We start from the raw sequence: 25,599 nt of genomic DNA on the forward strand, positions 1-25,599 counted from the left end.
TATCAGAATGAATTAGCGCACCCGAACAAACTTTGAATAACACTTCTGGTCGCAACGGGGCTCCAACATTAACGTATCAAGCCGAAACTCCAGTCCTTGTTGGACGGGAACATTAGCTCGATTGGTACTTATAAAAAAATCAATAAATAGACTATCAGGATAGGTCTTGTCAACCAGAAAGTACTTAATCGGGTTGTAATAGGTCATTTCGCTACCACTGGCAGTCAACTTACCATCTGCATCGAACGTAAGTGTTTGCGGAGGGATAGAGGCATAGCGTTTCGTCGTATAAAATGAGGTGTCGCGTCGGACATATATAGTATCATACGTTGTAATAAGCGTATCTCGCTTCACAACCTGATTGCCAACGGTGACTAAAATTGAGTCCTGACGGGTGACGAGGTTGACAGTTAGAACCGAATTTGCTGAATCCTTAGAAAAATAACGCTCTACAAGCTGCCACGTACCCGTTATACGCGGGTCACCAGGGCCAGGTGAGAACCCATTATTTGTGTCTTTGCATTTGATGAGAAGGCTCGCCAGAAGCAGTGTCAGACTGATGTAGAAAGCTTTTTTCACAGTTAATCAGCAGTTCGTAAGACTAACGAACAGAGTGCTCTCACCATTGCTACGTATATTTTTGGTTAGTAACTCCCCTACGGCCAGACTGAAAAGTTCAGCGTCCCGGTTTTATATAATTAACCGGGACGCCGGAGCGTAATGACCAGATATAAACCTATACATAAATTGACTTAAACAAACTCGGCACCCCGTTCTCGGGCGTCAGCGACAAAATTCTTCACTTTTTGCTCTTCTTCTTTCCGACAAATCATTAACACATTATCGTACTCAGCCACAATATAGCCATCTAGCCCGTTAACTACCACTAAACGGTCTTTCGGCGTTTTGATGATACAGTTTTTGGTATCATACAGCAAGATATGTCCGTCGATCACATTAAGGTCGTCGTTCTTGTCTGATACTTCATAGAGTGACTTCCACGTGCCCAAATCCGACCAGCCGAAATCGCTCAATACGACATATACGTTACTCGCTTTCTCCATTATACCATTGTCAATAGAAACGCTTTTGGTAAGCGAGTAGGCTTTCGATATAAAGGATTTTTCGTGTTCGGTGTAATACGAGCCATTGCCTTCCTCGAAAATCTCAGCTATTTCAGGCAAGTAGGTTTCAAATGACTTTATAATAGAGTTGACATTCCAGACAAAAATACCTGCGTTCCAGACAAACTCTCCACTATCTAAAAATTGTTGGGCTAGTTCAAGATGAGGTTTTTCGGTAAAAGTCTTTACTTTTTTAATCGTCTCACCAGATTCGGGAATGTACTGAATATACCCATAACCTGTATCGGGACGGCTAGGCTGAATACCCAGTGTTACCAGGATATTCTTCTCTTTTGTCTCCTCAAGCGCTTTCTGAATCGTGCGTTTGAACTCCTCTTCTTTTATAATAATGTGATCAGCTGGGGCAACTATAATATTGGCCTCCGGGTCATGCTTAGCAATTTTATAGCAAGCATAAGCGATACAGGGTGCTGTGTTTCGAGCGATTGGCTCGCACAGAACCTGATCATCAGTTAGTTGCGGAAGCTGCTGCTGGCAAAGATCTTTGTAAAGTGAGCTGGTAACAATAAAAATATTTTCGGGTGGACAAACACCGTCAAAGCGGTCAGCAGTCTGTTGAAGTAACGTTCGGCCAGTGCCGAGTACATCGTGAAATTGCTTAGGGTAACTCGTGCGACTGAAAGGCCAGAACCGCGTTCCGACGCCCCCTGCCATAATTATAACATATGTATGATTCATTGGCACCGAAGTATTTTGCGACAAAGTTGTTACTATCTGACCAATTTATGAAATATGTGTCTTGTTTTACGATTTAGCGGATACATAAAATGAAGAAATAGCAAAAGTTGCTAGCCTAAAAATCTCCTCCAATGGCTCGTAACAAGGCTACAGCGTATTGAATTTCCTGGCTTCGCAACTGTACCAGTTGCTGTTCAGTAGTAAGAATAGTACGCTGTGCGTCAAGAACTTCCAGATATGTGGCTAAACCACGAACGTAAAGTTCTCGGTTATACTGTTCGGTTCGACGGGCTAATGTGAGCGTTTGTCTCTGCAAATCAATCTGCTGACGCAACAGTGTTAGGTTGTCTAAAGCTGTCTCAGCGTCTCGCTGAGCCAGTTGGAGTGCTTGTAAATAAACTTGCTGATTGCTTTGAGCCTGCTGTTTTGAGAGCGCAATATTCTGGCGAGCCCGATGACCTTCGTAAATTGGAACCGAGGCATTGACACCAACAAGGTAAGTTGCACTACTAGGCGTGAACCAAGGGCCAATCCTACCCGACAAAATCCCACCAGACCCCACCAGCGTTACCCGTGGCTGGGTACTGACTTGTTGAAGTATTACCTGTGCAGCAGCAATTTGGTTCTGTCGAATAAACTGAACTAAATCAGGTCGGCGTTGCAGTTGCTCGGCGGTAACACTGGTATAAGGATATGTTGGAATGGTTAGAGGCAACGCGCCAGAGGGTACCGAAAACCCATTCGGGTCCTGCGCGCAGAGTTGTGCCAATCCGTTGACGAGTTCGACACGAGCTCGTTCCAGTCCTTTGAGTGTAACCTGCAAACCCGCATAGTCGGTTTCGGCTCGTTGCACATCAATTTGATTGATCAGACCTACACGAAAGCGTTCGCGGAGAATTGATAACGTTGTGTCTCTTGACTGGATATTGCGTCGAAAAACGGCCTGCTCAGCATCGTTACCCCGAATAAGCATATACGTACGGGCAATATCAGACGCCAGCGAAAGTCGAAACGCCAGATAGTCGGCATTGCTGGCCTGTGCCTGCAAATTAGCAACGGCAATACCGCTCCGAATACGTTTGAACAAATCCAGTTCGTAGCTGGCATCAACAGGCAATAGCTGGAATGTATTTAACTGAAAACGTGGTAGTAAATCGGCCTGATTCGCTACGGTGAGTGGGCGACGTTCAGACAGGCTTTGGGTCGTAATCAGGGCCGAACTCCGTAGAGAAGGCGACAAAAATGATTGCGCAACCCGCACTCGAATCCGTGACTCTTCCAATCGACTTAATGCTCCCCGAATATTAGGACTATTATCCAGTCCTAACTGAATCAACGATTCAAGCATTGGATCACTGAAACGGCTAAAACCACTGACCGTCAGCGTCGGGCTTAAATCACTGGCCGTTGTTGTCGCCGACGGTATGGCATTACCCGTTGTGGCAGGAGATTGTGATTGAATCGTACCCGGTGTATTGGCCGGTCCATTGCTAGGCTGAATCGTGACCGATCCGCTAGGCGCACTCAGAGGGGTCGTTTGTGCCTTTACCTGAATTACGAAAATACTTAGAACGAAAATATTGCTAAAAAACTTCTTCATCGCTGGACTATGGTTTTTTCGGCTACGACTTTCCGAAATCTTACTTTTTGACCGTCGCGCAGGCGGTCATTTGGATTCGTTACAACAAGTTCCTGACCGGTCAAGCCACTCATCGCTTCAAGCGTTGTTCCATAATCCCGACCAAGTGTAATGGGAATAAAATGCACATGTTGGTCTGGATCAACAACTACTACACGTGGCCCCTCGGCTGTTATCTGCAACGCATTAGCCGGAATTAGTACAGGCCCTTTAGCGGCAATCATATTGAATTTAACCTGACTGTATAAGCCTGATGGTAGTCCCTGTTTTGGATTTGGGATTACCACTTCGGCCAGCAATGTTCGGGAATCACTTCGCAAGGCACCCGATGTGTGTACAACTTTACCCATAAATGACTGGTTTTTCAATTCAGGTATCGTAACTGTAGCAGGCTGACCGATCTTTATATACCGAAAGTAAGTCTGTGGTACATCGACAAATACACGCAGCGAGCCTATTTCTGAAAGAGTAAATAGTGGCAATCCTGTGCCTGGAGACACAAGCGTTCCGTTTTCGGCTGTCCGACTGGTAATAATTCCACTAAAGGGAGCCCGAACTTGCTGTAAGTTTTTCAGCGCTTCCAACCGTCCCAAACCAGCCCGTGCGACCGTTACCGCCGACTGACGAGTATCTATATCCTGTTTGGCAATTGCACCAGGCAGTTGAACACTCTGTAAGCGGTCGAGGTTGGTTTGGGCCAGTTGCTGATCGGCTTTAGCGCGCGCAATATCCTGGTCCAGTTCGGGTGCATCAATCGTGGCTAAAAGTTGACCTTGCGTTACCTGCGCTCCAATATCAACATACCACCGCCGTAGGAAACCCTGCGTCCGGGCGTAGAGTGGCGTCTGCCGATACGGCTGAATTTGGCCGGGTAAAGTCAGGCCCGTCGTATCTGACGAATGCTTTAGCGGCACGGCGTTCACGATTGGGTCACGGCTTTTCTCTTCCGTGACAGCCGCGTTCAATTCCTGGGTATTGCGGATGCGGGGCAATATCCCAAAAAAGACGAACACCGCGATAAGCAGCAATAAAGGAATGAGTATGCGGAGTGCTTTCATGATTTATTATTGGTAATATACTTTCAGGTTCTAAACAGAGGCCAAGAGGTTCTATTCATAACATACTAGCTACTTGTTCTATAGCTCACTTGGTGTTTATAGTACCTCTACATGAACCACAGCGTCTTTATTAAGCGGGCCATACAGATGTGGAAATAATTCATTGTTGGTAGCAATCTCGTATTTCAGCTTGTGGGTCAATTTATCGGCATCAATGTGCAGTAATAACAAATCAGGTACGTTTTGATAATAGCGGCTTAACGTTCCCGTAACCTGTTCTTTTTGAGACAAATGAATGAATCCTTCGGTCTGTAAACTAGGCGCTTCATAGATTGACAAATTTGCCTGCTTTGCCCAACTGTCGGCTGGAACGATGTGATAAATCAAGTTCATTAGACAACGGTTGGCGGTTGACTAGTGGCGTTCGTTTTCTTAACCAGATAGCTAAAGACGACGGGAACAAACAACAATGTGGTGAACGTAGCTAACAGCAAGCCGCCAATAACCGCCCGGCCTAACGGAGCATTTTGTTCACCCCCTTCACCCAGTCCCAACGACATCGGCAACATGCCAATAATCATAGCAATAGCTGTCATTAAAATAGGACGAAGACGCGTTCGGCCAGCTTCAAGAGCCGCTTCATTCGCATCACCACCTACTTCAGGCAGATGATCTTTAGCAAAACTAACCAATAAAATACTGTTTGCCGTTGCCACGCCCACACTCATAATGGCTCCCATAAGCGATGGAATACTGAAGGTTGTACCCGTTAGAAACAACATCCAGACCATACCGCACAACGCCCCCGGCAACGCGGTGATAATAATAAATGGATAACGGAACGACTGAAAGTTGACCACCATGAGCAAATAAACCAGCAATGCCGCAAACACAATCCCTATTCCCAGGCGGTTAAAGGCGCTTTCCATACTTTCGACCTGCCCCCGAATCGACACCGTGTTACCCGGCTTAAGCTGTGTTTTATAGTTGGTAGTAAGCTTTTCCAGCGCCTTAGCAACCGAACCTAAATCCGTTTTCTCAACCGACGCATATACATCGTAAGTTGGCTGCGTATTAACTCGATTGATGATAACAGGAGCGGTTGTGCGCTTCATGGTCATTACATTGCTGAGCAACTGTAGAGAGGACCGCCCATCTGCCTGAGCAGACGAAATGGGAGTTTGAAGCAACTTGTCGTATGTTTCTAGCTTATAGGGTGGCGTTTGTACAGCAATTGTGTATGGAAAACCGGTAACTGGGTCTGGCCAAAAGTTAGGCCGGGTTTGCCCCGTGCCACTAAGTGAAATATTTAAATTTGTGGCCACCCGTTGTTCGGTTAAGCCAAACTGGCTAGCGCGTTCGCGATCAACATTTAAGAATAGTTCGGGGGCGTCCAGAACCTGATGTAGATGCACATCGACAGTGCCCGGAATCTGCGCTATTTTCCCCTCTAGTTCACGGGCAACTTTCAGGTTGTTAGCTCGGTCAAAGCCCGACACTTGCACATCGATAGCAGCAGTCAATCCAAAGTTTAGAATCTGGCTGACAATATCGGCGGGCAAAAAGAAATACGTAACCTCGGGCATTTCTTCCCGCAATCGCGCCCGCAGTTCGCGCACGTAATCGATGGTTGGATGCGACCGTTCTTCGCCAAGCGAGATCAATAATTCAGCATCTGCCGAACTGGCCGTTGAGTTATCCGAAAAAAAGAAATTGTATCGCTCTGAGGTCAGGCCGATATTGCTGATTACCGAGCTCACTTCATCTTCGGGAATAATTTCGCGGACAATCTCAGTGGTTTTAGCCGCAATCTGCTCTGTAGATTCCAGTCTTGTTCCAGCCGGAGCACGTAAATGCAGTTTGATTTGTCCACCATCAACTTGTGGAAAAAAATCACGGCCCACAAAGGGTATCAACACCCCTGTGAAAACGACGACAACTAGAAATACAGCCAGCACCGTCCGACGGTTAGCCAGTACCCATTCCAAGGCACGAATGTAACGAGCCTGAAAACGGTCGAAACCAGTATTAAAACGATTATAAAACCGGGCAAACGCATTCGGTCGTTTTGTTGCATCTAAGCCGTGATGTTTTTCGCTTTTCAACATTAAATCAGCCAGAGCTGGAACCAGCGTCCGGGAGAGGATATAGGAGGCCAGCATAGCAAACACAACCGCTTCGGCCAGAGGTCCAAACAGGAACCGCGCCGGACCTTCGAGGAACAACACCGACGTAAACACGATACATATTGTCAGTGTTGACACGAGGGTTGGGGTAGCAATTTGCTGCGCTCCTTCCAGAATAGCTTGCCGTAACGGCATACCTAATTCTTCGTTTCGGTGAATATTTTCGATGGTTACGGTCGCATCATCAACTAGAATACCGATGGCTAAAGCTAGACCGCCAAGCGTTTGGATATTGAGTGTTTCGCCCAATAAGTATAATACGATCAGCGATGACAGAATCGACAATGGAATTGAGATAGCCACAATGAGTGTACTACGCCAGCTTCCCAAAAACAGCAGAATCAATCCCGCAGTGAGCAAAGCGGCAATCATACCTTCGACCAACACACCTTTAATTGACGCCCGCACAAACACCGATTGGTCAAATAAGGCTTCAATACGCAGATTTGAGGGTGCGGCAGCCTGTATAACCGGCAAAATTTGATTCCTGATCTTGTCTACAATCTCAGTTGTCGATGCATTTCCCGTTTTAACAATCCGCATCAACACGCCCTTACTACCATCCTGTTTAACGATATTGGCCTGAACAGCAGCACCGTCATGTACATTCGCTACGTCGCGCATGTGAACCGTCGTGCCACCAGAGGTCTTTATGGGTATGTCATTCAGCGTTGTAATTACGTCGGGCTTCGAGTTCAGCCGAACGTTATATTCTCGCTCAGCTAATCGCAATGAACCGCCCGGTAAGGTTAGATTCTGAGCAGATACCGCATTCGTTACTTCTTCGGGTGTAACATTATACGCGATCAATTGATCTGGCTCCAAGTCCACCGCAATTTGTCGGGTTTTACCACCAAATGCCTGCGAAAGCCGACTACCGGGCACAGTCGAAATCTGCGGGCGAACACGCGTTTGTGAGTAATCTGTAATCTGTGATTCGGTCAGGCTATCAGACGAAAGACCCAGTTGTAAAACCGGCACGTCGGTGGCGTTGTACCGAACAATTAGGGGCGGCTGCGTACCAGGGGGCATTCGCAGCAGAATAGTCTGCGAAATAGCGGTCACCTGGGCAAGCGCTTCTTCAATTTTAACGCTTGGCTGGAAGAAAATCTTTAGAACGGCTGTACCATTATACGTCTGTGACTCAAGCCGCTGAATATCGCTAACGTTATTGATAAGTGATGTTTCGGAGAAGTTGGTAATCATTTTCTCCATCTCATTGGTCGAAAGGCCACTGTAGCCCCAAATCACGGAAACAACCGGAATATTGATACGCGGAAAAATGTCGGTTGGCATTTGCGTAACGGCCAGCCCACCCATAATCATGATAAGCAGCGCCATCACAGCGATGGTGTATTTTTTTTCTAATGCTAGGCGGACAATCCACATGAGGAGATGGCAAAAACGGAGAAATGACGAATATTGTGCATGTAATACTACTTAATTACTTAGAAAAGCATGAGTACAATTGCATAAAACCAAGAATCCAGGAGTGAACTCGTTTCGTTTTTAACTTACTATCAGGCAATTTAGTTGCATTATTCAAGAAAACCACAACCCTAAAATTGACTTATTCGAAGAATAAATTGGCAACTTGATTTTGAGGAATGGTGCAAAGAGTTATAACCGGCAGTCTAACTTTGACCGGAAATCATCGTAATTTTGTCATCACAACAAAAATTGATTCAAGTTATGCCAAAGGCACAAATGAATACCGACAAGGGCACGATGCTCATTGAATTCTTCGAGAAAGATGCCCCTAAAGCGGTTAATAACTTTATTTCTCTAGCTAAAAAGGGCTTTTACGACGGGGTTAAGTTCCACCGCGTTATTCCTAATTTCATGATTCAGGGGGGAGACCCAACAGGTACTGGCTCAGGCGGTCCAGGCTACTCTATTGACTGTGAGCTAACTGGCGAAAACCAGTACCACGACCGGGGCGTTTTATCAATGGCGCATCGGGGCCGCAATACAGGTGGTTCGCAATTCTTCATCTGCCATAGCCGTCAGAATACTGCCCACCTCGACCGTAACCACACCGTTTTCGGTAAAGTTGTGGATGGTTTGGACATAATTGATCAAATTCAGCAGGGCGACAAAATCAATAGCATCACGGTGCTGGAAGACGAACAGGCTTAGAAACTATGTAACGTAGGCAGAAGCCCGTATAGCCGAAAAACAACAATGTAGAAAAAACAATATCTGCACCGTTAACTTTGGGCTGTGCGGGCTTCCGCCCACATTACGTTAACTGTAGGCGGGCGTTTTTCGAGAAATAAGACCAGCAATTGCCAAGCCAATAGCACAAATTGCCCCCGCTCCGGCTATCAACTGAACTTGGCTATAGCCTTTCTGCTCCACAGCGATGGCTGTATACGCCCAGGCAAAGACCAAAATATAGGCTACGCTCCGATATCGATTAAAGATTACAGCGCCCACCACCAATCCAACAATTAGGATGGCCATTGCCCATGTTTGTTCGCTCAATCCCATCAAACTGAAATCAGTTGCCTTTAAATAAACGGTTGTATTCAGGATAGTAGCAACAGTAAGCCAGCCGAAGTAAATCGAAAAAGGAATGCGGGCCAGCCATGTCTCCGTTGCCGAAGCAGGCGATTCGGGCAGTGTCGCATCCGGGTCAGTAGAAATAAGGAGGTCAACTCCACGCCGGATAAGTAATCGTTGCTCAATAATTACCAAGGAGAACAGCATTACCAGAATAACCAGCAACGCTAAACCAATGTGTTCGGTATTGAAAAGTGGGCTCCATATAGCATTGCAAAAAGCGTTCAACACAACCCACCAGCCTATTGCCCGAAAACGTGGATTTTCCTGCTGGGAACCAGTCCCCTGATAAATAGCAAAAGCCAGTAAGCCCAAAAATATAACTCCCCAAATAGAAAAGGCGTAGCCCGCTGGTGTAATCAGCGTATGGTATTTAGCAGAGACTGCTCCGTTCGTTTGCCCACCAAATGCGCCCACATTAGATAGGTAGTTCATTACAAGGAGTGTAACGATACTAAACACGACGAAGAATTGGCGCAGTTTGTCGTTTTGCATAAAAACATAACCCGTTGACCGATATGACTATCAACCAACGGGTTATCTGAATGTTTATCTAGGCGGATTCTACAATTCCAGAATCTTAATTTCTGTCCGGCGATTCCGCTGATGCTCTTCTTCTGTCTTCGCGTTTTTGACCACTAGCTGCGTTTCACCATAGCCTTTTGCCACTAGCCTATCGGGCGTAATACCCTGAGATACAATATAATCAACGGCTGATTTCGCCCGATTTTGTGACAGTTTCATGTTATAAGCATCCGGGGCTCGGGAGTCAGTATGCGAACTAAGTTCCAGTTTAAGCGTGGGATTATCTTTCAAAATCACAACAATCTTGTCGAGTTCAGGCGAAGCATCTGACCGAATGTTATATTTATCCAAATCGTAATAAATGTTTTCCAGCACAAACGTCTTATTAAGCACTGACCGATCAAGCAAAATCGGGACGTTGAACGTCGTATCAGTTTGTGGCTTCGTCAGGAAGATGGCGGGAATACTTTTCCCCTGCATCGTAAATTGTTCCCGGTGGGTCAAATATCCCCGACGTTCAGCCAGAATTGTATAATCTTTACCTTCCTGCAAAGGATACTTCCCAAATGTTCCTGGCTGACCCGTTGTAACCTCGGCAATTGGCTGGCCGGTAGCATCATCCAAAATCCGAACTCGTGCCGAATCAAGCGGAGCGACGGGGGTTTCGTTAGCCGATATCGTACCGGCAATAAAATAGCGTACCGTTTTAGGCGCACTTGCCGGTGGCTTCTGGGCAATAGTAGTTGTGTCTGTAACGGGACCTTCCTGAAAGAAATAGATATCATCGTCGCCCTTACCACCTGTACGGTTTGACGCGACAAAGCCCTTCGTTGGTTCGGTATACATCAGGCCGAAATCATCAGCGGGCGAGTTAATGGGTTGGCCCATATTTTCTACCCGTGTAACCCCTCCCGAGCGTGTGGCGATGAATACATCCAGCTTACCCAAGCCGGGATGCCCATCTGAGGCAAAATATAACTTGGCATCTGGCCCGACGTATGGGAACATCTCATCACCGGCTGTATTGATGTCGCGACCCATATTAACCGGTCGGCTGAACCGCCCCGATGCGTCGATGCTGGTGCGATAAAGATCAATACCCCCTGCTCCACCCGCGCGATTTGACGCGAAGTACAGAGTTTTACCATCGGCGGAAAACGCAGGCGAACCATCCCAAGCGGTTGAGTCACTGATAGGCAATCGTAATGGCTGGCTCCAGTTGCTATTATCTCCCAACCGACTGATATACAGGTCAACATCTAATCCACCTTTGCGTTTCCCATTGTTGCCCCGCGCCAGAATCATCGTCTTACCATCTTTCGAGAAAGCAGGTGTTCCTTCGTTTACATCGCCCTGAAAGATATTTGTACTAAATACTTCAGGTTGGCCCGCAGCACCGGTGCTTCCCGTCTCGTCGGGCTTTTGGTTAGGTAGTGCTTTACTTAATTTTATTTTGTACAGACCCAGCATTGGCTGGCCATTATTTTTATACACCTGTTCTTTGCGCGATGCCGTAAAAATCAAATCCTCACCACGTACAACGGGGGCAAACTCAGCCCCCGGCGAGTTCAGATTACCCATATTACGGAGGTTGATAAGTGACTTATTTTTAGCAATTGCATCAATAACCCGCAAGGTTTCAACTTCACGTTTCGCCTTATCCAATGTGACTTTTGCCGTAGTGCTGGGTGCATTGGCCACATACTGTTGCAACTGCGTCAGTGCTCCGGCGTAGTTTCCCTGCGATTTTAAGGCGTAAGCATAATTGAAGCTGGCATCTGGCTCGGTTGTCTTCGCTTCTATAGCTTTCTGGTAAAATGGAACAGCCTCGCCAAAGCGATTCGATAAGCGGTACGATTCGGCCGTGTAATAATTTAGGCGGGCGGGGTCAATATTGCCTTTTGCTGCTTTTTGAAACTGGTTCAGAGCCAGATTGTATTCACCGGCATCGTAATGACGGACGCCTTTTTTGTACGCCTGCATGGCCGAATTGCAGCCCGTTAGTCCGGTGACCATACCCATCACCACAAGCAGTACAGATAACGTATTGATTCTCATATAAATAAAAAAGCAAATCGCCGGTTCGCGCCCAAGATACTGCAAATTTGAGCGGGTCTTACTTTAAACGAATACAATCGGTTTTTATTGGGAGGTATTCTAACGTAACGCGGGTGGAAACTCGCGATTTATGGACGCTAGATGGTAGCCATAAATCGCGGGTTTCCACCCGCGTTACGTTAGAAGAATTAAACCTGTTGACTTACGCCCACTTCGTCAGCAACTTCTGTTGCATAGTCCTCAACGGGAATACAGGAGCAAACTAAATTGCGGTCGCCGTAAGCTGAATCAATGCGGCTAACACTCGGCCAGAATTTTCGGGCGCGAACCTGTGGTAAAGGAAAAACGGCTTTCTCACGGCTGTAGGGCCGGTTCCAGGTATCGCTCAGAGCAACCGTAGCGGTGTGGGGCGCATGTTTCAGCACATTACTTATCCGATCAGCTTCCCCCGTTTCGATTTCGCGAATTTCGTTACGAATGGAAATCATGGCCTCGCAAAAACGGTCGATTTCGGCTTTCGATTCCGATTCGGTCGGCTCAATCATCATGGTACCCGCAACCGGGAATGAAACTGTTGGCGCATGGAATCCATAATCCATCAATCGCTTAGCAATGTCTTCGACCTCAACGCCAGCCACTGATTTGAACGGCCGGCAATCAATAATCATCTCGTGAGCACAGCGACCATTTGTACCCGTATAAAGCGTTTCGTAATGACCGTCTAAGCGAGCTTTGATGTAGTTCGCATTCAAAATTGCTCGTTTCGTCGCATTTGTTAACCCTTCGCCACCCATCATAGCGATGTAAGCGTACGAGATTGTCAGGATGCTGGCCGAACCATACGGAGCGGCAGAAACAGCATGAATAGCCTGACTGCCACCCGTTTGCACCAACGCATGGCCGGGCAAAAAGGGCACCAGTTGCGAAGCCACACCAATTGGACCCATCCCTGGTCCGCCACCACCGTGCGGAATGCAGAACGTTTTATGCAGGTTAAGGTGACATACATCAGCGCCGATTGTAGCGGGTGAAGTAAGGCCAACCTGCGCGTTCATATTCGCGCCATCCATATAAACCTGCCCGCCATATTGGTGAATAACGGCGCAAATTTCTTTAATACTTTCTTCAAATACGCCGTGTGTCGAGGGGTAAGTCACCATCAGACACGAGAGATCATTACTATATTGTTCTGCTTTTGCTTTCAGGTCGGCGACATCAATGTTGCCTCGATCATCACACTTAACAATAACAACCTTCATTCCCGCCATGACCGCACTTGCCGGGTTAGTACCGTGCGCCGACTGCGGAATTAGAGAAATGGTACGATGATGGTCGTTCCGACTTTCGTGATATGCCCGAATGACCATCAAGCCCGCATATTCGCCCTGCGCCCCGGAGTTGGGTTGCAACGACATAGCGGCAAAACCCGTAATTTCGCAAAGCCACGCATTTAAGTCCGTGAATAATTGCTGATAACCCGCCGTCTGATCTTTTGGCGCAAATGGATGCAGTTTACCCAGTTCAGGCCAAGTTACTGGAATCATTTCGGCGGTAGCATTCAACTTCATGGTACAACTACCAAGCGAAATCATTGAATGAACCAGCGATAAATCTTTTTCTTCCAATGATTTCAGATACCGAAGCATTTCGTGTTCGGTATGGTGCGTGTTGAATACTGGATGGGTAAGATAGGCTGATTGACGAACGAGTTGCTCTGGCCACGTAATGTCTAAACTCGCCAAAATGGCATCCATATCCGCTTTTATACCGAATACGGTTAGTAATTCGGTCACATCGTGAAGTGATTTAGCTTCGTCAAATGAAACGCTAACATGCTCTTCATCGGGTAGATAGCGAATATTGATCTGTGCCGCCCGGGCTGATTTTCTCAATGATTCAGCATCGTCAATGCGAACGGTAACGGTATCAAAATAATTTTCGGTAAGCACTTCGTAGCCGTTCCAGCGCAGCGCCGTCGCAAATACTTTGGTGAGTGCATGTACTTGCTCGGCGATGGCACGTAGCCGTTGTGGACCATGATATACGGCATAGCTTCCGGCCATTACAGCTAGTAGCACCTGCGCCGTGCAGATATTCGAGGTAGCTTTCTCACGACGGATGTGCTGCTCACGTGTTTGGAGCGCCATCCGCAGAGCTGGTTTTCCTTCAGCATCCTGCGATACGCCTATAATCCGACCAGGAATCTGCCGCTTGAAGGCATCGCGCGTGGCGAAAAACGCTGCGTGTGGCCCACCGTAACCCATTGGTACGCCAAAACGCTGCGACGAACCAACGACGACATCTGCGCCCATTTCGCCGGGTGAGGTCAATAAAGTCAGCGCCAGTAAGTCGGCGGCCACAGAAACCGTGATGTTTAGTTCGTGAGCCGTAGCAATCAGATCAGTATAGTCGAATACTTCGCCATCTGAAGCTGGATACTGCAGCAACAGGCCAAAAATTTCGCCATTCGTTAGGTCAACGGTACGGTGGTCGCCAACTAAAACGTTGACACCGATAGGTGTTGCCCGCGTCAGTAACACGTCAATTGTTTGTGGATGGCACCGCTCCGAGACGAAAAACGTGCTGGCTGATTTTTTTTGAGCCGGACGCATCGCAAAAAGCATGTGCATGGCTTCGGCGGCTGCCGTAGCTTCATCCAACAGCGACGCGTTGGCTAAATCCATCCCCGTCAGGTCAGAGACAACCGTCTGGAAATTCAACAGCGCTTCGAGCCGTCCTTGTGCTATCTCGGCCTGATAGGGCGTGTAGGCCGTATACCAGGCTGGGTTTTCGAGAATATTACGGAGAATAACGTTCGGCGTAAGAGTGTCGTAATAGCCAGTGCCTATATACGATTTAAACACTTTATTCTGTCCGGCTATCTTCTTAAAGTCGGTTAGGAACTGTACTTCTGACTTAGGGGCGGGTAAATTAAGTGGTTTCGCAAGTCGAATGGCTTCTGGTACAGTTTGGCCAATCAGTTCATCAATGGATTCGGCTCCAACAGTACGGAGCATTTCGGCCAGAGCCGCGTCGGTTTGACCGTGATGACGGTCTTCAAACGATTCCTGATACTGGATATTTAACGGCATAGTCTGCTGATAAGTACAAAATAATAGCATCAAAATTAATACGAAAACAGTTAATTTCGGCTGAATTAATGCTGCTAAACTAACAGATAGCCATTACACAAGGTTCGGCATCGTTTTTGTAACCGGCTCTTTATCGTCGATATCACCTACGGGGTACGCCAATAAATTTTAATGTCAATTTCTTCGTACATGAATTGTCGAATTTGCCATAGCCCGACTCAGTTGTTATTCAGAACAACAGTTTTAAACAAATACGACATTGGTTACCACCAGTGCCCAACCTGCGGGTTCGTGCAAACAGAAGATCCTTATTGGCTCAACGAAGCTTACCAAAATCCAATAAATTCAACTGATGTCGGTTTAGTGCAACGGAATATAGTTATCTCCAAGTCAGCCATAGCCTTATTATTTTTTTGCTTTAATCGCCAGGAAAAATTTTTAGACTACGCCGGCGGGTACGGTATGTTTACCCGACTCATGCGCGACTTTGGTTATGATTATTACACCACCGATCCATTTACGCCCAATCTGCTGGCTAAAGGATTCGATACAATTCCAGAACGTATTGAGCTGGTATCGGCTTTAGAATGCTTTGAGCATTTTGCTGACCCACTAGCCGAAATAGAGAAAATACTCGCCTACTCGCGAAATGTGTTTTTCACGACACAGCTTATTCCAGAACCAGCCCCCAAGCCTGATCAGTGGTGGTATTACGCGCCCCATCACGGTCAGCATGTCGCCTTTTACACGCCTAAAACATTACGTTTCATTGCCAATAAATATAATTTGCAGGTCTACTCTCTGTTAAACTATCATCTGTTTACAGAAAAGCATCTCAATTCCATTTGGTATAAATTTCTGATAGCTGCGGGCCGATTAGGCTTAGCCGAACTATTACGTTTTTTTCAGAAAAGCCGGACGATTCAGGATTCTCAACTATCCGTGAATCAGCCATATCCTACAACCCATGAGCTTTAAACACAAACTGGTTACGACCCTGATTCGTCGGTTTCCATTGCTGTATCGTAAGTACAGCCGGTCGTATGCTCAATATGGTGAAGACGTTCTGCTGAAACCGTACTACGACCACAATCCGAATTATAAAGGTTTTTTTGTGGACGTAGGTGCCCACCACCCAATCCGTTTTTCGAATACGTATTTGTTCTACAAGCGAGGTTGGCGGGGAATTAATATTGAACCGACACCCGGTAGTAAACGCACATTCGATTTACTGCGCAGCCGTGATATTAACCTGAATATTGGTATCTCGACAGAAGCGGGCACATTCGATTTTTACGCCTTTGATGACCCAGCGCTGAATGGATTTTCGAAAGAATTGTCGTTGCAGCGCGCTGCAGATACGGCCACCCCTTACGCTATTTTGAATACGCACAAGATTGTTACCCAGCCTCTCCGAGATGTACTTACTGAGCATTTGCCCCCTGGTCAGACGATTGATCTGTTGACGATTGATGTGGAGGGGGGCGATTTGGATGTATTAAAAAGCAACGATTGGAATCGATTTCGGCCTCAGTTTATTATGGTTGAAGACGATGCGTTTTCTATCGAACGACCTACTCAATCAGATGTCTATACTTATTTGACCAGTCTAGGCTACCGGATGGTGGGGAAAACGCTTAAAACTTTGCTGTTCACCAGCGACGACGCCAATGTCTGATGTGCCAACTGCTCCAGTTCTGTTCATTATTTTTAATCGTCCTGTTGTCACACAAACCGTTTTTACTGTTATCCGAGAGGCCCGACCCAAACAGCTATTTGTGGCGGCTGACGGTCCTCGTCCACACAAAGCGGGCGAAGCGTCTCTATGTGAACAAACCCGGCAGATTATCAACCAGATCGATTGGGATTGCGCTGTTTATACGTTATTTCAGGAACAGAATTTAGGCTGTAAACGGGCCGTTTCATCAGCCATAGATTGGTTTTTTAGCCATGCTGAAGAGGGTATTATTCTGGAAGACGATTGCCTTCCCGACCTCACTTTCTTTTCCTTTTGTACAGATCTGCTAATCCGTTACCGCTCCAACGAACGGGTAATGCACATCGGCGGAATTACCTTTCAACCAGACAATCAACTCTTTAAAGAAGCTTCTTATTATTTTTCCGGCTTCACCCCTATTTGGGGATGGGCTACCTGGCGACGAGCCTGGGCGCATTATAAGGTTGACCCAACGGATAATCTACGCAACTTAAAACTGGAACCACCCTATTTTTCGGACCGGCAACAGTGGTACATCAAACAAGTTCAGGCTGGCCGAATGGATACCTGGGATGTTCAGTGGTTAGTGGCGGTACGTAGTCATAATGGGCTATCTATCATTCCGGCGGTAAGCTTAATCCGAAATATTGGCTTCGGTATGGATGCTACCCACACCCTGCGTCAACCTAAATGGCTTGATCAATTACGATATGGTAGCATAACCCATTTGGTTCATCCCAGCGACATATCCATTAATCAGGAAGCCGATTGGTACGAGGCTCAGCACATTCACCGACAGCCCTGGTACATGAAATTCGTGGAGTTTGTATACTTCCCCATCAAGGCGTTGTTCAGTCGGTAAGTGGTTTGGCAACAGGATCACGTAATAACATTTCAGTTGCAGCAAGCACATCTTCAACCCGCACATCACGAATGCTTAAGGGCGATTGTTTCTGAAAATCAGGCGCAATTGCATCTATATTGGTGAGATGTTGGTTAATATAAGGCGGATAAACGTGTCGTATGGGCAACCCATAAGCTTCAGGGTAAGGGCTCCACCGGCCCAAGGCTAGCCCATGCGAAACCGCCACACAGGGGGTATGAAAGGCTGCCGCCAGATGTGCCGTGCCGGAGTCGTTAGACAAGACAAAAACGGCCCCGGAAACGGCTTGTAACAGTTGCGGCAAACTAAGCTGTCCTGTTGTGTCGGTGAGAAGAATATGGGAAGGCAGCAACTGCCGCAATTGCTGGTAGAAATGATGTTCGGCTTGCGTTCCGGTAACGATCCAGTTGAAAGAATGGGTAAGTTGTAACTGAGTAATAACTCCGGCAAAATTCGCCATTGGCCATATTTTTTCGATTGCACTGGCTCCCGGCGCAACAATAGCGTACCGGGGCGGTAACTCAACCGCTGGCAAGCCGTCAACCGGAAAATGTGGGAGTTGTGGAGAAAGCTCGGTGCCGATTATAGCTGAAAAGATGCACCGATATCGTTCTACTTCGAAAACAATGTCGGTTCCAGTAGGCAGAAGTTGCGTGAAGTACTGGTTACCAAGCCAGGCTTCCCAGCGTTTGGTATTGGTGAAATCGGTTGCACAGCCGATCCTCACCGCTGCATCTGTCACCCGGGTCAGGTAGTCGTCCAGCACCAATACGCGGCTGTAGGTTGGGTTAATTGAAACGGTAGCCCCCAATTGGCGAAGCTGGCGGGCCAACTGTAATCGGTATAACGGCCTCGTAACTAATTTATAAATATCAACCCAGATAAACTGGTGAATAACATCACTATCGAAATGCTCAGCAAGCTGCCGAAATGAGCTACTACCGCATAAAACGATACGATACCCTTTGTAGATTGGGTGTTGGAGCAACACCCGCAAATAGTTACGCCAGGCAACGTAATCGCCAATCTGGTCGAATTTCAGAACAAGGAGCGTTGGAACAAGCGCTTTTGGCCGACGGGTTGTCAAGATAACCAGCGTGTCAATAAACCAGAGTCCAGCATCTGCCAGCACCAATACTCCTTGCAGAATAGGCGAACGCTTCAGTACTTTAATTAAGGAGTTCAAGTTCATTTCAGTAGCCTATAAGCACTAACAGTCAGTTGATTGTGTAGTGCATGCAAGTGCTGAAGGGGAACGGAGGTGTTATACCGACATAGCGTTGCATAATCTTCGGCAAACTGCTTTCCATACAGGCTCCCTCCCTTCGATTGGCTATGAATCCGAAAGGCGGCTAGCGGCTGTGTCAATATGGCGGGAGAATGCAACTTGTTAAGCCTCAGCCACCAATCGTAATCCATTGTGTAATGTAACTGCTCATCCAGCATCCCCAACGTCTGATGGGCCGAACGTAGCCAGAAGGTTGACGGTTGGCAAATAGCATTGGTAAGACCCAAATAAAAGGCGGGTACCAGACTTCGCAACAGCCGCTTATAAAGCTGTATCGGCCCCTGAATTGGCTTTCCGACTTCGTTTATGATTTGGCAGTCTCCCGTTAGCCAGCAACTATCGGGATGTTGGGCAAAATATTGACCCACTGTTTGCAGAGCGCCCGGCAGAAAAATATCATCCGAATTCAACCAGCAAAGTATATCTCCCGTTGCTAGTCGTATACCTTTGTTGATCGCATCGGTTTGCCCCCGGTCTTTCTCCGTAATCAGCTTTAGCTGATCGACGCTGTAAGAAGCCAGTACATCGAGCGTGTTATCGGTTGACAACCCATCCACAACAATATATTCGAGGTTGGGGTATTCCTGTGACAGTACCGATTCGACTGTTTGACGAATAAACTGGCCTTGATTATAAGATGGCGTAATAACGCTGATTTTGGGAAGCATAATTAACTACAAATGAGCTGCTTCAGGTTCACAGTTCATTTCACGAGTTGACACACCAGTTTCCCGGTCGAGTTTGGCAGGCTGATCTGTTTTCAATTCGGCCATTTCCTGTTTCAGAAACGCCACCTCATGGGTAAGTGCTTTAATCTGGCTTTGAAGTTTTGAATTGACCGCGGAAAGGTGAACCAGGAATACCGTAATGGCAAAAATGGCAGCTAGGAATATCAACGAAGGTGGATAAAAAACGCCCAGCAAAAGGGCAATCTCTTCTAACCCTTTTCGCCATATCGAAAAGACAATTAGTATGATCGTACAGAAAATCCAGATGATTGAATACTCCTCCCGCAACTTCCCTTTTATGATGAGCCGGAAGACAGCAAGCATGAACAAAGTCGCCCCCAGCAAGCTGATAATCTGAATAGTGACAGGAAGCGAGGCCATGAATTATAAGCGTTTGTTTGCCAAGCGAATATACACAAATAAAGTGCCAAGTGTAACCTTTAGCATGTAGTAAACGGCCCGACTGGTGTTGATTGATGATATTCCCCCCTGCCGATCACGCATCTGTACAGGCACTTCGCACAACCGGAGTCCATGCAACCCAAACTGTACAATAGCTTCAGGTTCGGGGTATTCGTCGGGGTAATAGTTATCAACAATATCAATGGTGCGCCGGTTGAAGGCTCTGAATCCTGATGTGCTATCGTGGATAACTTTGCCCGTAAGCACTTGGTTTAACCAGCGGAAATACTGAATACCCAACCGACGAATGAACGTAGATTGAAAGCCTTGATGGTCCAGAAACCGCGAACCGATAACCACATCAGCTTCATTCCGCAGCAGTGGTTCCAACAATTTAGGCAGTTCGCCAGCCGGATGTTGTCCATCGCCGTCTACCTGCACTGCAATATCGTAGCCATGTCGATGCGCATATTTATACCCTCCATGCATCGCTCCGCCAATACCGAGGTTGATGGGCAAGTTAAGATACTGACAAGGCAATTGACGAATCTCCTGGATTGACCCATCAGTCGAGCAGTCATTCACCACCAACACATCCAGATTATAGCCGTATTGGTCCCGCACCTGTATCAGTTCATTGACCACAGAACGGATATTGGCCTCCTCATTGTAACAGGGCACCACGACTAAAATGCGGGTTGACAACGCTGATTTTATCACAAGTCGGTGCGTTGATAAATCCGAATGCTCCCCAGTGTGTTAATAAGTTTCATGCACCGTATCTCAACAGCCTGCGGCTCACGATCAAAAATGAGGTACTTCACATTGAGCGCTTTCAGCTTGGGTGAACAAGGGTCAATACCTACGTTATACCCGTCTTCGAACGGGTTTTGAAAGATAACGGAGTCCTTGCCATCAATGTATGTGTTATAAACGGTGTGGGCGTAGCGATTATAAACGGAGTCACGACGGGCCTGAGGATCAAGCACTTTCATGATTTTTCGTTCAGGAATAAACTTAACGCCACTAATTAGTTTCACCCCCGTAGCCGTTGTCATGTAGGATAGATATTGGCTACCCATAACTACCCAACGGGCGTTGGGATCTTTAGCGCCGATTTCCCGTACGGTTTTATACAATGTATGGTCTGTGATCGGTGACAGACCAACTGCCCAGGGATTAATTTTCAGGTTAGGGAGTAAGAATAGTATTAATCCCACGCAGAAAACGGCAATTTTATACTGGAATCGAATGGTAAACAATAACAGGCTATTCAGGAAGGCGAAGAACAGCACCGGCACAAATAGTTGATAAGATTTGAAAAAACCAGCCCCATCGTTGATATTCACATAAGCGGCATAAATCATATACCCCAGCACAGCAATAACTAGTCCGGCGTTTACCAGAGTACTTGTCTCGCGGGTTTTATTCTGTATGTAGTTCAGGTAAACTACCGTTAGCACTACACTAATCACACCGAGGGGAATTTGGGTTCGGCGGGTTGGACTCATGCTCATAAGCGTAGCGTCAGCCAACCATTGTGGCCAGCCTACCTGCATCCAGATTAACAGGGCAATGACGAAACCCATCAACAGTGTAATCATCCAATCAACCCGGCGATTAAGCACGAAACTCGCTATGGCTGTTGGAATGATAACGGGTATAAACGTCAGGTAATGTGATAGTTCGCAATGATTTAACCAGCCGTTCGGAAACTTGCTGTCGGAGTAGAGCCAGCTGAAATACTCAGAAAAATAATTGGCAATAAATCCACCTCCGCCCCCATCACTACGTTTGCCTGGGTACACGGTGCCCGTCACGGCATCGAGGGTAGGTTTTAGATCCTGATAAACGCGATACATTACACCACCAAGAACGAGTACGCCTAGTAAGCCAACACCAATTTTCAATCCTAACTGATATTGCAGTGAATCCCGGCGAATATTGTTGACCAAAAAGCCCAAAAACACGAGGAGAAAACCGTACCCTAGTGGCACCTGATAAGGGGGATATAAGAGAAAAACAGCACTAAATAGGGACCAGCTAAACAGGAATGACCAAAGTGCCCATCGCCCCCACGACCGTTTTTCGGAAAACAGCAGATAAATGCCGCTTATAATCATGATAGCAAAAAAACTAATAGCAACACTGGGCCCGCCCACCCACGATTGTGATCCGGACGAGAGCCAGAGCCAGATGCTGCCCGTCATGGAAACGAGCACGTTATTCTGCGTCAACAATAAAAACAGCAGAAAGGTGGAAATCAACACGCTTGTGGCATTCAAATTGTACATCCATGAGACAGCCCGCTCAGTATCTAAAAATAGAAACCCCCAGTAGGTGGGCTTGAAAAGCATGAAAATATGGTGATTGGGCAGCATCAGTAAACCAATTTCCTCCCCACCAACAACTTCGTTCACCAAGGGCAGGCCCTGATTCACATTCGACAATAACCAAGGCACCGAAACGGCGTAGTCATCCATCCGAATCTGGCGGGCTTGTCCTGATACTAACCCTCGCTCGGCGGGTGCTCCATCGGGCAGAATCTGATTCCAGATAGCCAGCGACACGTTATGAAACTTTAGAAGGGTACACCCGACAAACAGGCCAATGACAACGTATAGATACCAGCGAACGCGCCAATCCTTAAAGTTGATAAAAAACGAATTTGGGCTGGTTGGCGATGATTCGGATGAAGTGGATTTTGGTGTTTGTTCCCGAAAGTGGGTTCCAGCGGTCGGAGCAGACTGAGGAGTTGACGTCGTGACGGTAGTACGTGGGAGAGTTGTTTTCGCCGGGGCGGTTCCTTTTTTCCCTTTCTTTGTCATAAAATGGTCTATAAATCAGGTCAGGTATTAACAAAATTAAGTTGAGGAAGTAGACTATTCATCGCATGTTCGAAAAAAAAGGGTACAATATTATCATTATTGTCGCATCAATCGGATTATTATATCTGGCTTTGCGAGGTATACCCCTTTCCGATATCTGGGCGACGATTCGCACCGCTGACAGTCAATTAGTTGCCTTGGCCTTCGTTTTGCTACTAGGCCACTATACCTTACGAGCCCTGCGCTGGCAACTTGTTGTTAGCATGATGGGATATTCTGTACCATTTTACCATTTGCTGATTGCGCTTCTATCGGGCAATTTAGCGAATCTCGTCGTTCCGGGTACGGGCGAACTGACCCGCTGTGGCACACTCCAGAAAACCGACGGTGTTCCCATTTCCTACGGGTTGAGCAGCGTTGTAGCCGAACGTTCCTACGATCTACTCATGATGGCATTCGGCATTGGACTAACAGCTCTGGTTGAGCCGGGTTTATTGGGACGACTCTGGGCAACGCTCAACCATTCGTCCCTTTTCGACCGATTTGCCAACGTCACGACATTACTAATCATTGCGGTTAGCCTATTGCTGTTAGTAGGCATTATGGTCAAAATTCTTGCCAAAAAGTCGTCTACATGGATTATAATCGTCGATAAAGCGAAACGCTTTGGCCGTCAGTTCATTGGTGGCTTGACTAGTGTAAATCAATCGAGCAAGTTGATTTATTTTATTCTCTACACACTGGTGCTTTGGTTAGTTGGCATTCTAACCTACTATATAATCCTTCTGGCTTTACCTATTTCGCGAGATATAACGCTTGGTGGTCTACTAACATTTTATTCGTTCGTATCCATTAGTGGCATTGCGGCTCCAACGCAGGGCGGAGTTGGCAGTTTTCATATAGCCGCGGCATATGCACTCTCGCTGTATGGACTTACCTATCCACAAGCGGTCATTGTGGCCTCGTTCATTCATGCGGTGCAAATGGCGGCCAATTTACTCCTGAATGTACTGGGCGTGGGTGCACTCTCGCTTCTTATAAAACGACTCGCTAATAGCCAACCTGTACTACATGAAAATCAATAACTGAATCTCATGCAGTACAGACCTACCAAAGGCCACGTTTCCGTAAGAAGTAAGTGAAAATTAATGCGCCTGAGGGACTAGTTCTTGCCGGTCGACACCTTCCCCGGTCTGGGAGCAACACCCGGTTGTGTTATCTCAAAATTCTCTTTCTGCTTAGCATCAGTCACCATTTTCCGAACATCAGCCAGCAGTTTTTTAGCATCATAGATCACGCCGTCTTTCACGGTATAGGTAACCCCCCCAACGCGTTCAACCTCGTTCTTATCGTTCAGGTGAATAGCGCCGGTACCGTAAAGCACCTTCAGATTAGCCAATGGATTCTGATCAATGATAACGAAATCGGCTAGCTTACCAACCTCCACTGAACCAATCTGATCGGCCATGCCCAGTGCTTCGGCCCCTTTCAGTGTTGCAGCCCGAATTACTTCGAGTGGATGAAACCCCGCTTCGCGCAGAAGTTCGAGTTCCCGAATATAGGCAAAGCCGTATAATTGGTAAATGAACCCCGAGTCAGAACCCGCCGTGACGCGTCCCCCTCGATTTTTGTATTCGTTGATGAAGGTCATCCAGAGCTGATAATTCTTTTTCCAAGCCACTTCCTGCTCGGTTCCCCACGATTGCCAGTACGATCCGTGCGAAATACGACTCGGGCCATAAAACCGCCACAGACTTGGCATGGTATAATCGTCATGCCATTCAGCACGACGGGCCAGCATCAATTCGCGGTTGGCTTCGTAGATATTGAAGGTTGGATCAAGAGTAAAATCCATTGCAATGAGTTCGTCCATCACCTTATTCCAGCGCTCGGTGCCGGGTTTGGCCGCTTGCTGCCAGAGATTACCCGCTTCTTCAAAACGGTTCTGCTCATTGCTGTAATTGTAGTTAGCCGGATAGTTTTGAACCGTTTTATCATCAAATAAGGCCTCAGGTAAGCCGTACCAGTGTTCCAATGACGTCAGGCCCGCTTTAGCCGTTGCCAGGGCGTTCATCCGGGCTACCTCCAATTGGGCATGGTGGCAAGCTGATCGCAAGCCAAGTTTTTTGTTTTCTTCTAATGCCGCTCGGAATATAGCTGGCTCCGCACCGAAAAACTTAATACCATCGGCGCCACGTTTGGCATTCTGCTGTACCCAGGCGCGGGCTTGTTCGGGCGTACTAATAGGTTCTTTTGCTCCCTGACCAAACACCGTATACGCCTTAATGCGCGGGGCCGTAATTTCGTTACGCTCGCTCTTAGCTCGGTGTTCAAGCACCCAATCGAGGCCATTGCCACAGGACGGGTCACGAATGGTTGTAATGCCATGACCAAGCCATAGTTTAAAAACGTATTCGGCATTAGCCCCCTGCGCCTGTCCACCAATATGACCGTGCATATCCACAAAACCGGGCATCAGGTACATACCTTCGCAGTTCAGTTCCTTATCGCCGGAAGCGGCTTGCGGACGACCTTTCGGATCAATTGGAACGCCCGGATAGCCAACCTGTTTTATCTGCGTAATGCGGTTTTTTTCTACTACAATGTCAACGGGTCCAATCGGAGGAGCACCCGTACTGTTGACGAGTGTGACCCCGCGAATGATGAGTTTGCCGAATGGTCCCTCGCCTTCATGACGCGCAGGGGACTTTTCGACCTGAGCCAATGAAGAATAAATAGTGAGGAACAAACAAGCAACTGAGAGGATGAGTCGGGTATAAATTTTGGTCATATCTAAGAAGATCGTT

Annotated in this window: 20 protein-coding genes; 5 read left to right on the forward strand and 15 right to left on the reverse strand. The window is 47.1% G+C overall.

The window, feature by feature from the left end:
* Window positions 1–12: 12 nt before the first annotated feature.
* The 6 genes from ACFS25_RS30590 to ACFS25_RS30615 form a co-directional block, all read right to left on the reverse strand.
* A complete protein-coding gene (locus ACFS25_RS30590) occupies window positions 13–579 on the reverse strand; it encodes a hypothetical protein (RefSeq protein WP_381508829.1) in 567 nt (188 codons plus the stop codon).
* A gap of 173 nt (window positions 580–752) precedes the next feature.
* Window positions 753–1,823, reverse strand: a complete 1,071-nt coding sequence (locus ACFS25_RS30595) for a mannose-1-phosphate guanylyltransferase (RefSeq protein ID WP_381508831.1) — start codon at window positions 1,821–1,823, stop codon at window positions 753–755.
* A 115-nt stretch (window positions 1,824–1,938) separates the two neighbouring features.
* Window positions 1,939–3,423 (reverse strand): efflux transporter outer membrane subunit, encoded by a 1,485-nt coding sequence (locus tag ACFS25_RS30600; RefSeq protein ID WP_381508832.1) that lies wholly within the window; start codon window positions 3,421–3,423, stop codon window positions 1,939–1,941.
* Complete coding sequence (locus ACFS25_RS30605) at window positions 3,420–4,520, reverse strand: efflux RND transporter periplasmic adaptor subunit (protein ID WP_381508834.1); 1,101 nt, start codon at window positions 4,518–4,520, stop codon at window positions 3,420–3,422. The genes ACFS25_RS30600 and ACFS25_RS30605 overlap by 4 nt, the downstream gene beginning before the upstream one ends.
* Window positions 4,521–4,616: 96 nt before the next feature.
* Window positions 4,617–4,913 (reverse strand): DUF952 domain-containing protein, encoded by a 297-nt coding sequence (locus tag ACFS25_RS30610; RefSeq protein WP_381508835.1) that lies wholly within the window; start codon window positions 4,911–4,913, stop codon window positions 4,617–4,619.
* On the reverse strand, window positions 4,913–8,095 hold the full coding sequence (locus ACFS25_RS30615) for an efflux RND transporter permease subunit (RefSeq protein ID WP_381508836.1): 3,183 nt from the start codon (window positions 8,093–8,095) through the stop codon (window positions 4,913–4,915). The genes ACFS25_RS30610 and ACFS25_RS30615 overlap by 1 nt, the downstream gene beginning before the upstream one ends.
* A 303-nt stretch (window positions 8,096–8,398) precedes the next feature.
* Between ACFS25_RS30615 and ACFS25_RS30620 the strand changes: the two genes are divergently transcribed.
* Window positions 8,399–8,845 (forward strand): peptidylprolyl isomerase, encoded by a 447-nt coding sequence (locus ACFS25_RS30620; protein ID WP_381508838.1) that lies wholly within the window; start codon window positions 8,399–8,401, stop codon window positions 8,843–8,845.
* Between the two features lie 108 nt (window positions 8,846–8,953).
* On the opposite strand, the gene ACFS25_RS30625 is transcribed toward ACFS25_RS30620, so the two are convergent.
* The 3 genes from ACFS25_RS30625 to gcvP all read right to left on the reverse strand — a co-directional run bounded on the left by ACFS25_RS30625 (window position 8,954) and on the right by gcvP (window position 14,946).
* The gene (locus ACFS25_RS30625; RefSeq protein ID WP_381508840.1) at window positions 8,954–9,766 is read right to left on the reverse strand and encodes a tryptophan-rich sensory protein; all 813 of its coding nucleotides are present in this window, start codon (window positions 9,764–9,766) and stop codon (window positions 8,954–8,956) included.
* Window positions 9,767–9,835: 69 nt separating this feature from the next.
* On the reverse strand, window positions 9,836–11,854 hold the full coding sequence (locus ACFS25_RS30630) for an OmpA family protein (protein ID WP_381508841.1): 2,019 nt from the start codon (window positions 11,852–11,854) through the stop codon (window positions 9,836–9,838).
* Between the two features lie 188 nt (window positions 11,855–12,042).
* On the reverse strand, window positions 12,043–14,946 hold the full coding sequence (gene gcvP / locus ACFS25_RS30635) for an aminomethyl-transferring glycine dehydrogenase (protein ID WP_381508842.1): 2,904 nt from the start codon (window positions 14,944–14,946) through the stop codon (window positions 12,043–12,045).
* A 291-nt stretch (window positions 14,947–15,237) separates the two neighbouring features.
* On the opposite strand from gcvP, the gene ACFS25_RS30640 reads away from it, so the two are divergent.
* From ACFS25_RS30640 to ACFS25_RS30650, 3 genes are read left to right on the forward strand one after another with little or no spacing between them, the layout of a single operon-like run.
* A complete protein-coding gene (locus ACFS25_RS30640; RefSeq protein ID WP_381508844.1) occupies window positions 15,238–15,924 on the forward strand; it encodes a class I SAM-dependent methyltransferase in 687 nt (228 codons plus the stop codon).
* On the forward strand, window positions 15,914–16,624 hold the full coding sequence (locus ACFS25_RS30645; RefSeq protein WP_381508846.1) for an FkbM family methyltransferase: 711 nt from the start codon (window positions 15,914–15,916) through the stop codon (window positions 16,622–16,624). Before ACFS25_RS30640 ends, ACFS25_RS30645 begins: the two co-directional genes overlap by 11 nt.
* Window positions 16,617–17,525: a nucleotide-diphospho-sugar transferase gene (locus ACFS25_RS30650; RefSeq protein ID WP_381508847.1), complete on the forward strand. Its 909-nt coding sequence runs from the start codon at window positions 16,617–16,619 to the stop codon at window positions 17,523–17,525. The genes ACFS25_RS30645 and ACFS25_RS30650 overlap by 8 nt, the downstream gene beginning before the upstream one ends.
* On the opposite strand, the gene ACFS25_RS30655 is transcribed toward ACFS25_RS30650, so the two are convergent.
* Genes ACFS25_RS30655 through ACFS25_RS30675 form a run of 5 tightly spaced genes read right to left on the reverse strand, consistent with a single transcriptional unit; the run spans window position 17,515 to window position 22,792 of the window.
* The gene (locus ACFS25_RS30655; RefSeq protein WP_381508849.1) at window positions 17,515–18,738 is read right to left on the reverse strand and encodes a glycosyltransferase family 9 protein; all 1,224 of its coding nucleotides are present in this window, start codon (window positions 18,736–18,738) and stop codon (window positions 17,515–17,517) included. The two genes, ACFS25_RS30650 and ACFS25_RS30655, sit on opposite strands and share 11 nt — an antisense overlap.
* The gene (locus ACFS25_RS30660; RefSeq protein WP_381508851.1) at window positions 18,735–19,502 is read right to left on the reverse strand and encodes a glycosyltransferase family 2 protein; all 768 of its coding nucleotides are present in this window, start codon (window positions 19,500–19,502) and stop codon (window positions 18,735–18,737) included. Before ACFS25_RS30660 ends, ACFS25_RS30655 begins: the two co-directional genes overlap by 4 nt.
* A gap of 6 nt (window positions 19,503–19,508) precedes the next feature.
* Window positions 19,509–19,943, reverse strand: a complete 435-nt coding sequence (locus ACFS25_RS30665; protein ID WP_381508852.1) for a DUF2304 domain-containing protein — start codon at window positions 19,941–19,943, stop codon at window positions 19,509–19,511.
* 3 nt (window positions 19,944–19,946) lie between these two features.
* Entirely contained in the window at window positions 19,947–20,684 is a 738-nt protein-coding gene (locus ACFS25_RS30670; protein ID WP_381508853.1) for a glycosyltransferase family 2 protein, read from the reverse strand.
* On the reverse strand, window positions 20,681–22,792 hold the full coding sequence (locus ACFS25_RS30675; RefSeq protein WP_381508855.1) for a DUF7657 domain-containing protein: 2,112 nt from the start codon (window positions 22,790–22,792) through the stop codon (window positions 20,681–20,683). The genes ACFS25_RS30670 and ACFS25_RS30675 overlap by 4 nt, the downstream gene beginning before the upstream one ends.
* A 65-nt stretch (window positions 22,793–22,857) precedes the next feature.
* On the opposite strand from ACFS25_RS30675, the gene ACFS25_RS30680 reads away from it, so the two are divergent.
* Window positions 22,858–23,877, forward strand: a complete 1,020-nt coding sequence (locus ACFS25_RS30680) for a lysylphosphatidylglycerol synthase transmembrane domain-containing protein (protein WP_381508857.1) — start codon at window positions 22,858–22,860, stop codon at window positions 23,875–23,877.
* Window positions 23,878–23,954: 77 nt separating this feature from the next.
* On the opposite strand, the gene ACFS25_RS30685 is transcribed toward ACFS25_RS30680, so the two are convergent.
* Window positions 23,955–25,583, reverse strand: a complete 1,629-nt coding sequence (locus ACFS25_RS30685; protein ID WP_381508859.1) for an amidohydrolase family protein — start codon at window positions 25,581–25,583, stop codon at window positions 23,955–23,957.
* Window positions 25,584–25,599: the final 16 nt, after the last annotated feature.

It is taken from the genome of Spirosoma flavum, assembly GCF_042686045.1.
GTDB lineage: Bacteria > Bacteroidota > Bacteroidia > Cytophagales > Spirosomataceae > Spirosoma > Spirosoma flavum.

Bases quoted from the DNA above. Each gene is read 5' to 3' on its own strand.
- ACFS25_RS30595 (WP_381508831.1), bottom strand. From the start codon at position 1,823: ATGAATCATACATATGTTATAATTATGGCAGGGGGCGTCGGAACGCGG.
- ACFS25_RS30615 (WP_381508836.1), bottom strand. From the start codon at position 8,095: ATGTGGATTGTCCGCCTAGCATTAGAAAAAAAATACACCATCGCTGTG.
- ACFS25_RS30685 (WP_381508859.1), bottom strand. From the start codon at position 25,583: ATGACCAAAATTTATACCCGACTCATCCTCTCAGTTGCTTGTTTGTTC.
- ACFS25_RS30625 (WP_381508840.1), bottom strand. From the start codon at position 9,766: ATGCAAAACGACAAACTGCGCCAATTCTTCGTCGTGTTTAGTATCGTT.
- ACFS25_RS30605 (WP_381508834.1), bottom strand. From the start codon at position 4,520: ATGAAAGCACTCCGCATACTCATTCCTTTATTGCTGCTTATCGCGGTG.
- ACFS25_RS30660 (WP_381508851.1), bottom strand. From the start codon at position 19,502: ATGCTTCCCAAAATCAGCGTTATTACGCCATCTTATAATCAAGGCCAG.
- ACFS25_RS30675 (WP_381508855.1), bottom strand. From the start codon at position 22,792: ATGACAAAGAAAGGGAAAAAAGGAACCGCCCCGGCGAAAACAACTCTC.
- ACFS25_RS30620 (WP_381508838.1), top strand. From the start codon at position 8,399: ATGCCAAAGGCACAAATGAATACCGACAAGGGCACGATGCTCATTGAA.
- ACFS25_RS30645 (WP_381508846.1), top strand. From the start codon at position 15,914: ATGAGCTTTAAACACAAACTGGTTACGACCCTGATTCGTCGGTTTCCA.
- ACFS25_RS30610 (WP_381508835.1), bottom strand. From the start codon at position 4,913: ATGAACTTGATTTATCACATCGTTCCAGCCGACAGTTGGGCAAAGCAG.
- gcvP (WP_381508842.1), bottom strand. From the start codon at position 14,946: ATGCCGTTAAATATCCAGTATCAGGAATCGTTTGAAGACCGTCATCAC.
- ACFS25_RS30680 (WP_381508857.1), top strand. From the start codon at position 22,858: ATGTTCGAAAAAAAAGGGTACAATATTATCATTATTGTCGCATCAATC.
- ACFS25_RS30665 (WP_381508852.1), bottom strand. From the start codon at position 19,943: ATGGCCTCGCTTCCTGTCACTATTCAGATTATCAGCTTGCTGGGGGCG.
- ACFS25_RS30650 (WP_381508847.1), top strand. From the start codon at position 16,617: ATGTCTGATGTGCCAACTGCTCCAGTTCTGTTCATTATTTTTAATCGT.
- ACFS25_RS30655 (WP_381508849.1), bottom strand. From the start codon at position 18,738: ATGAACTTGAACTCCTTAATTAAAGTACTGAAGCGTTCGCCTATTCTG.
- ACFS25_RS30600 (WP_381508832.1), bottom strand. From the start codon at position 3,423: ATGAAGAAGTTTTTTAGCAATATTTTCGTTCTAAGTATTTTCGTAATT.
- ACFS25_RS30630 (WP_381508841.1), bottom strand. From the start codon at position 11,854: ATGAGAATCAATACGTTATCTGTACTGCTTGTGGTGATGGGTATGGTC.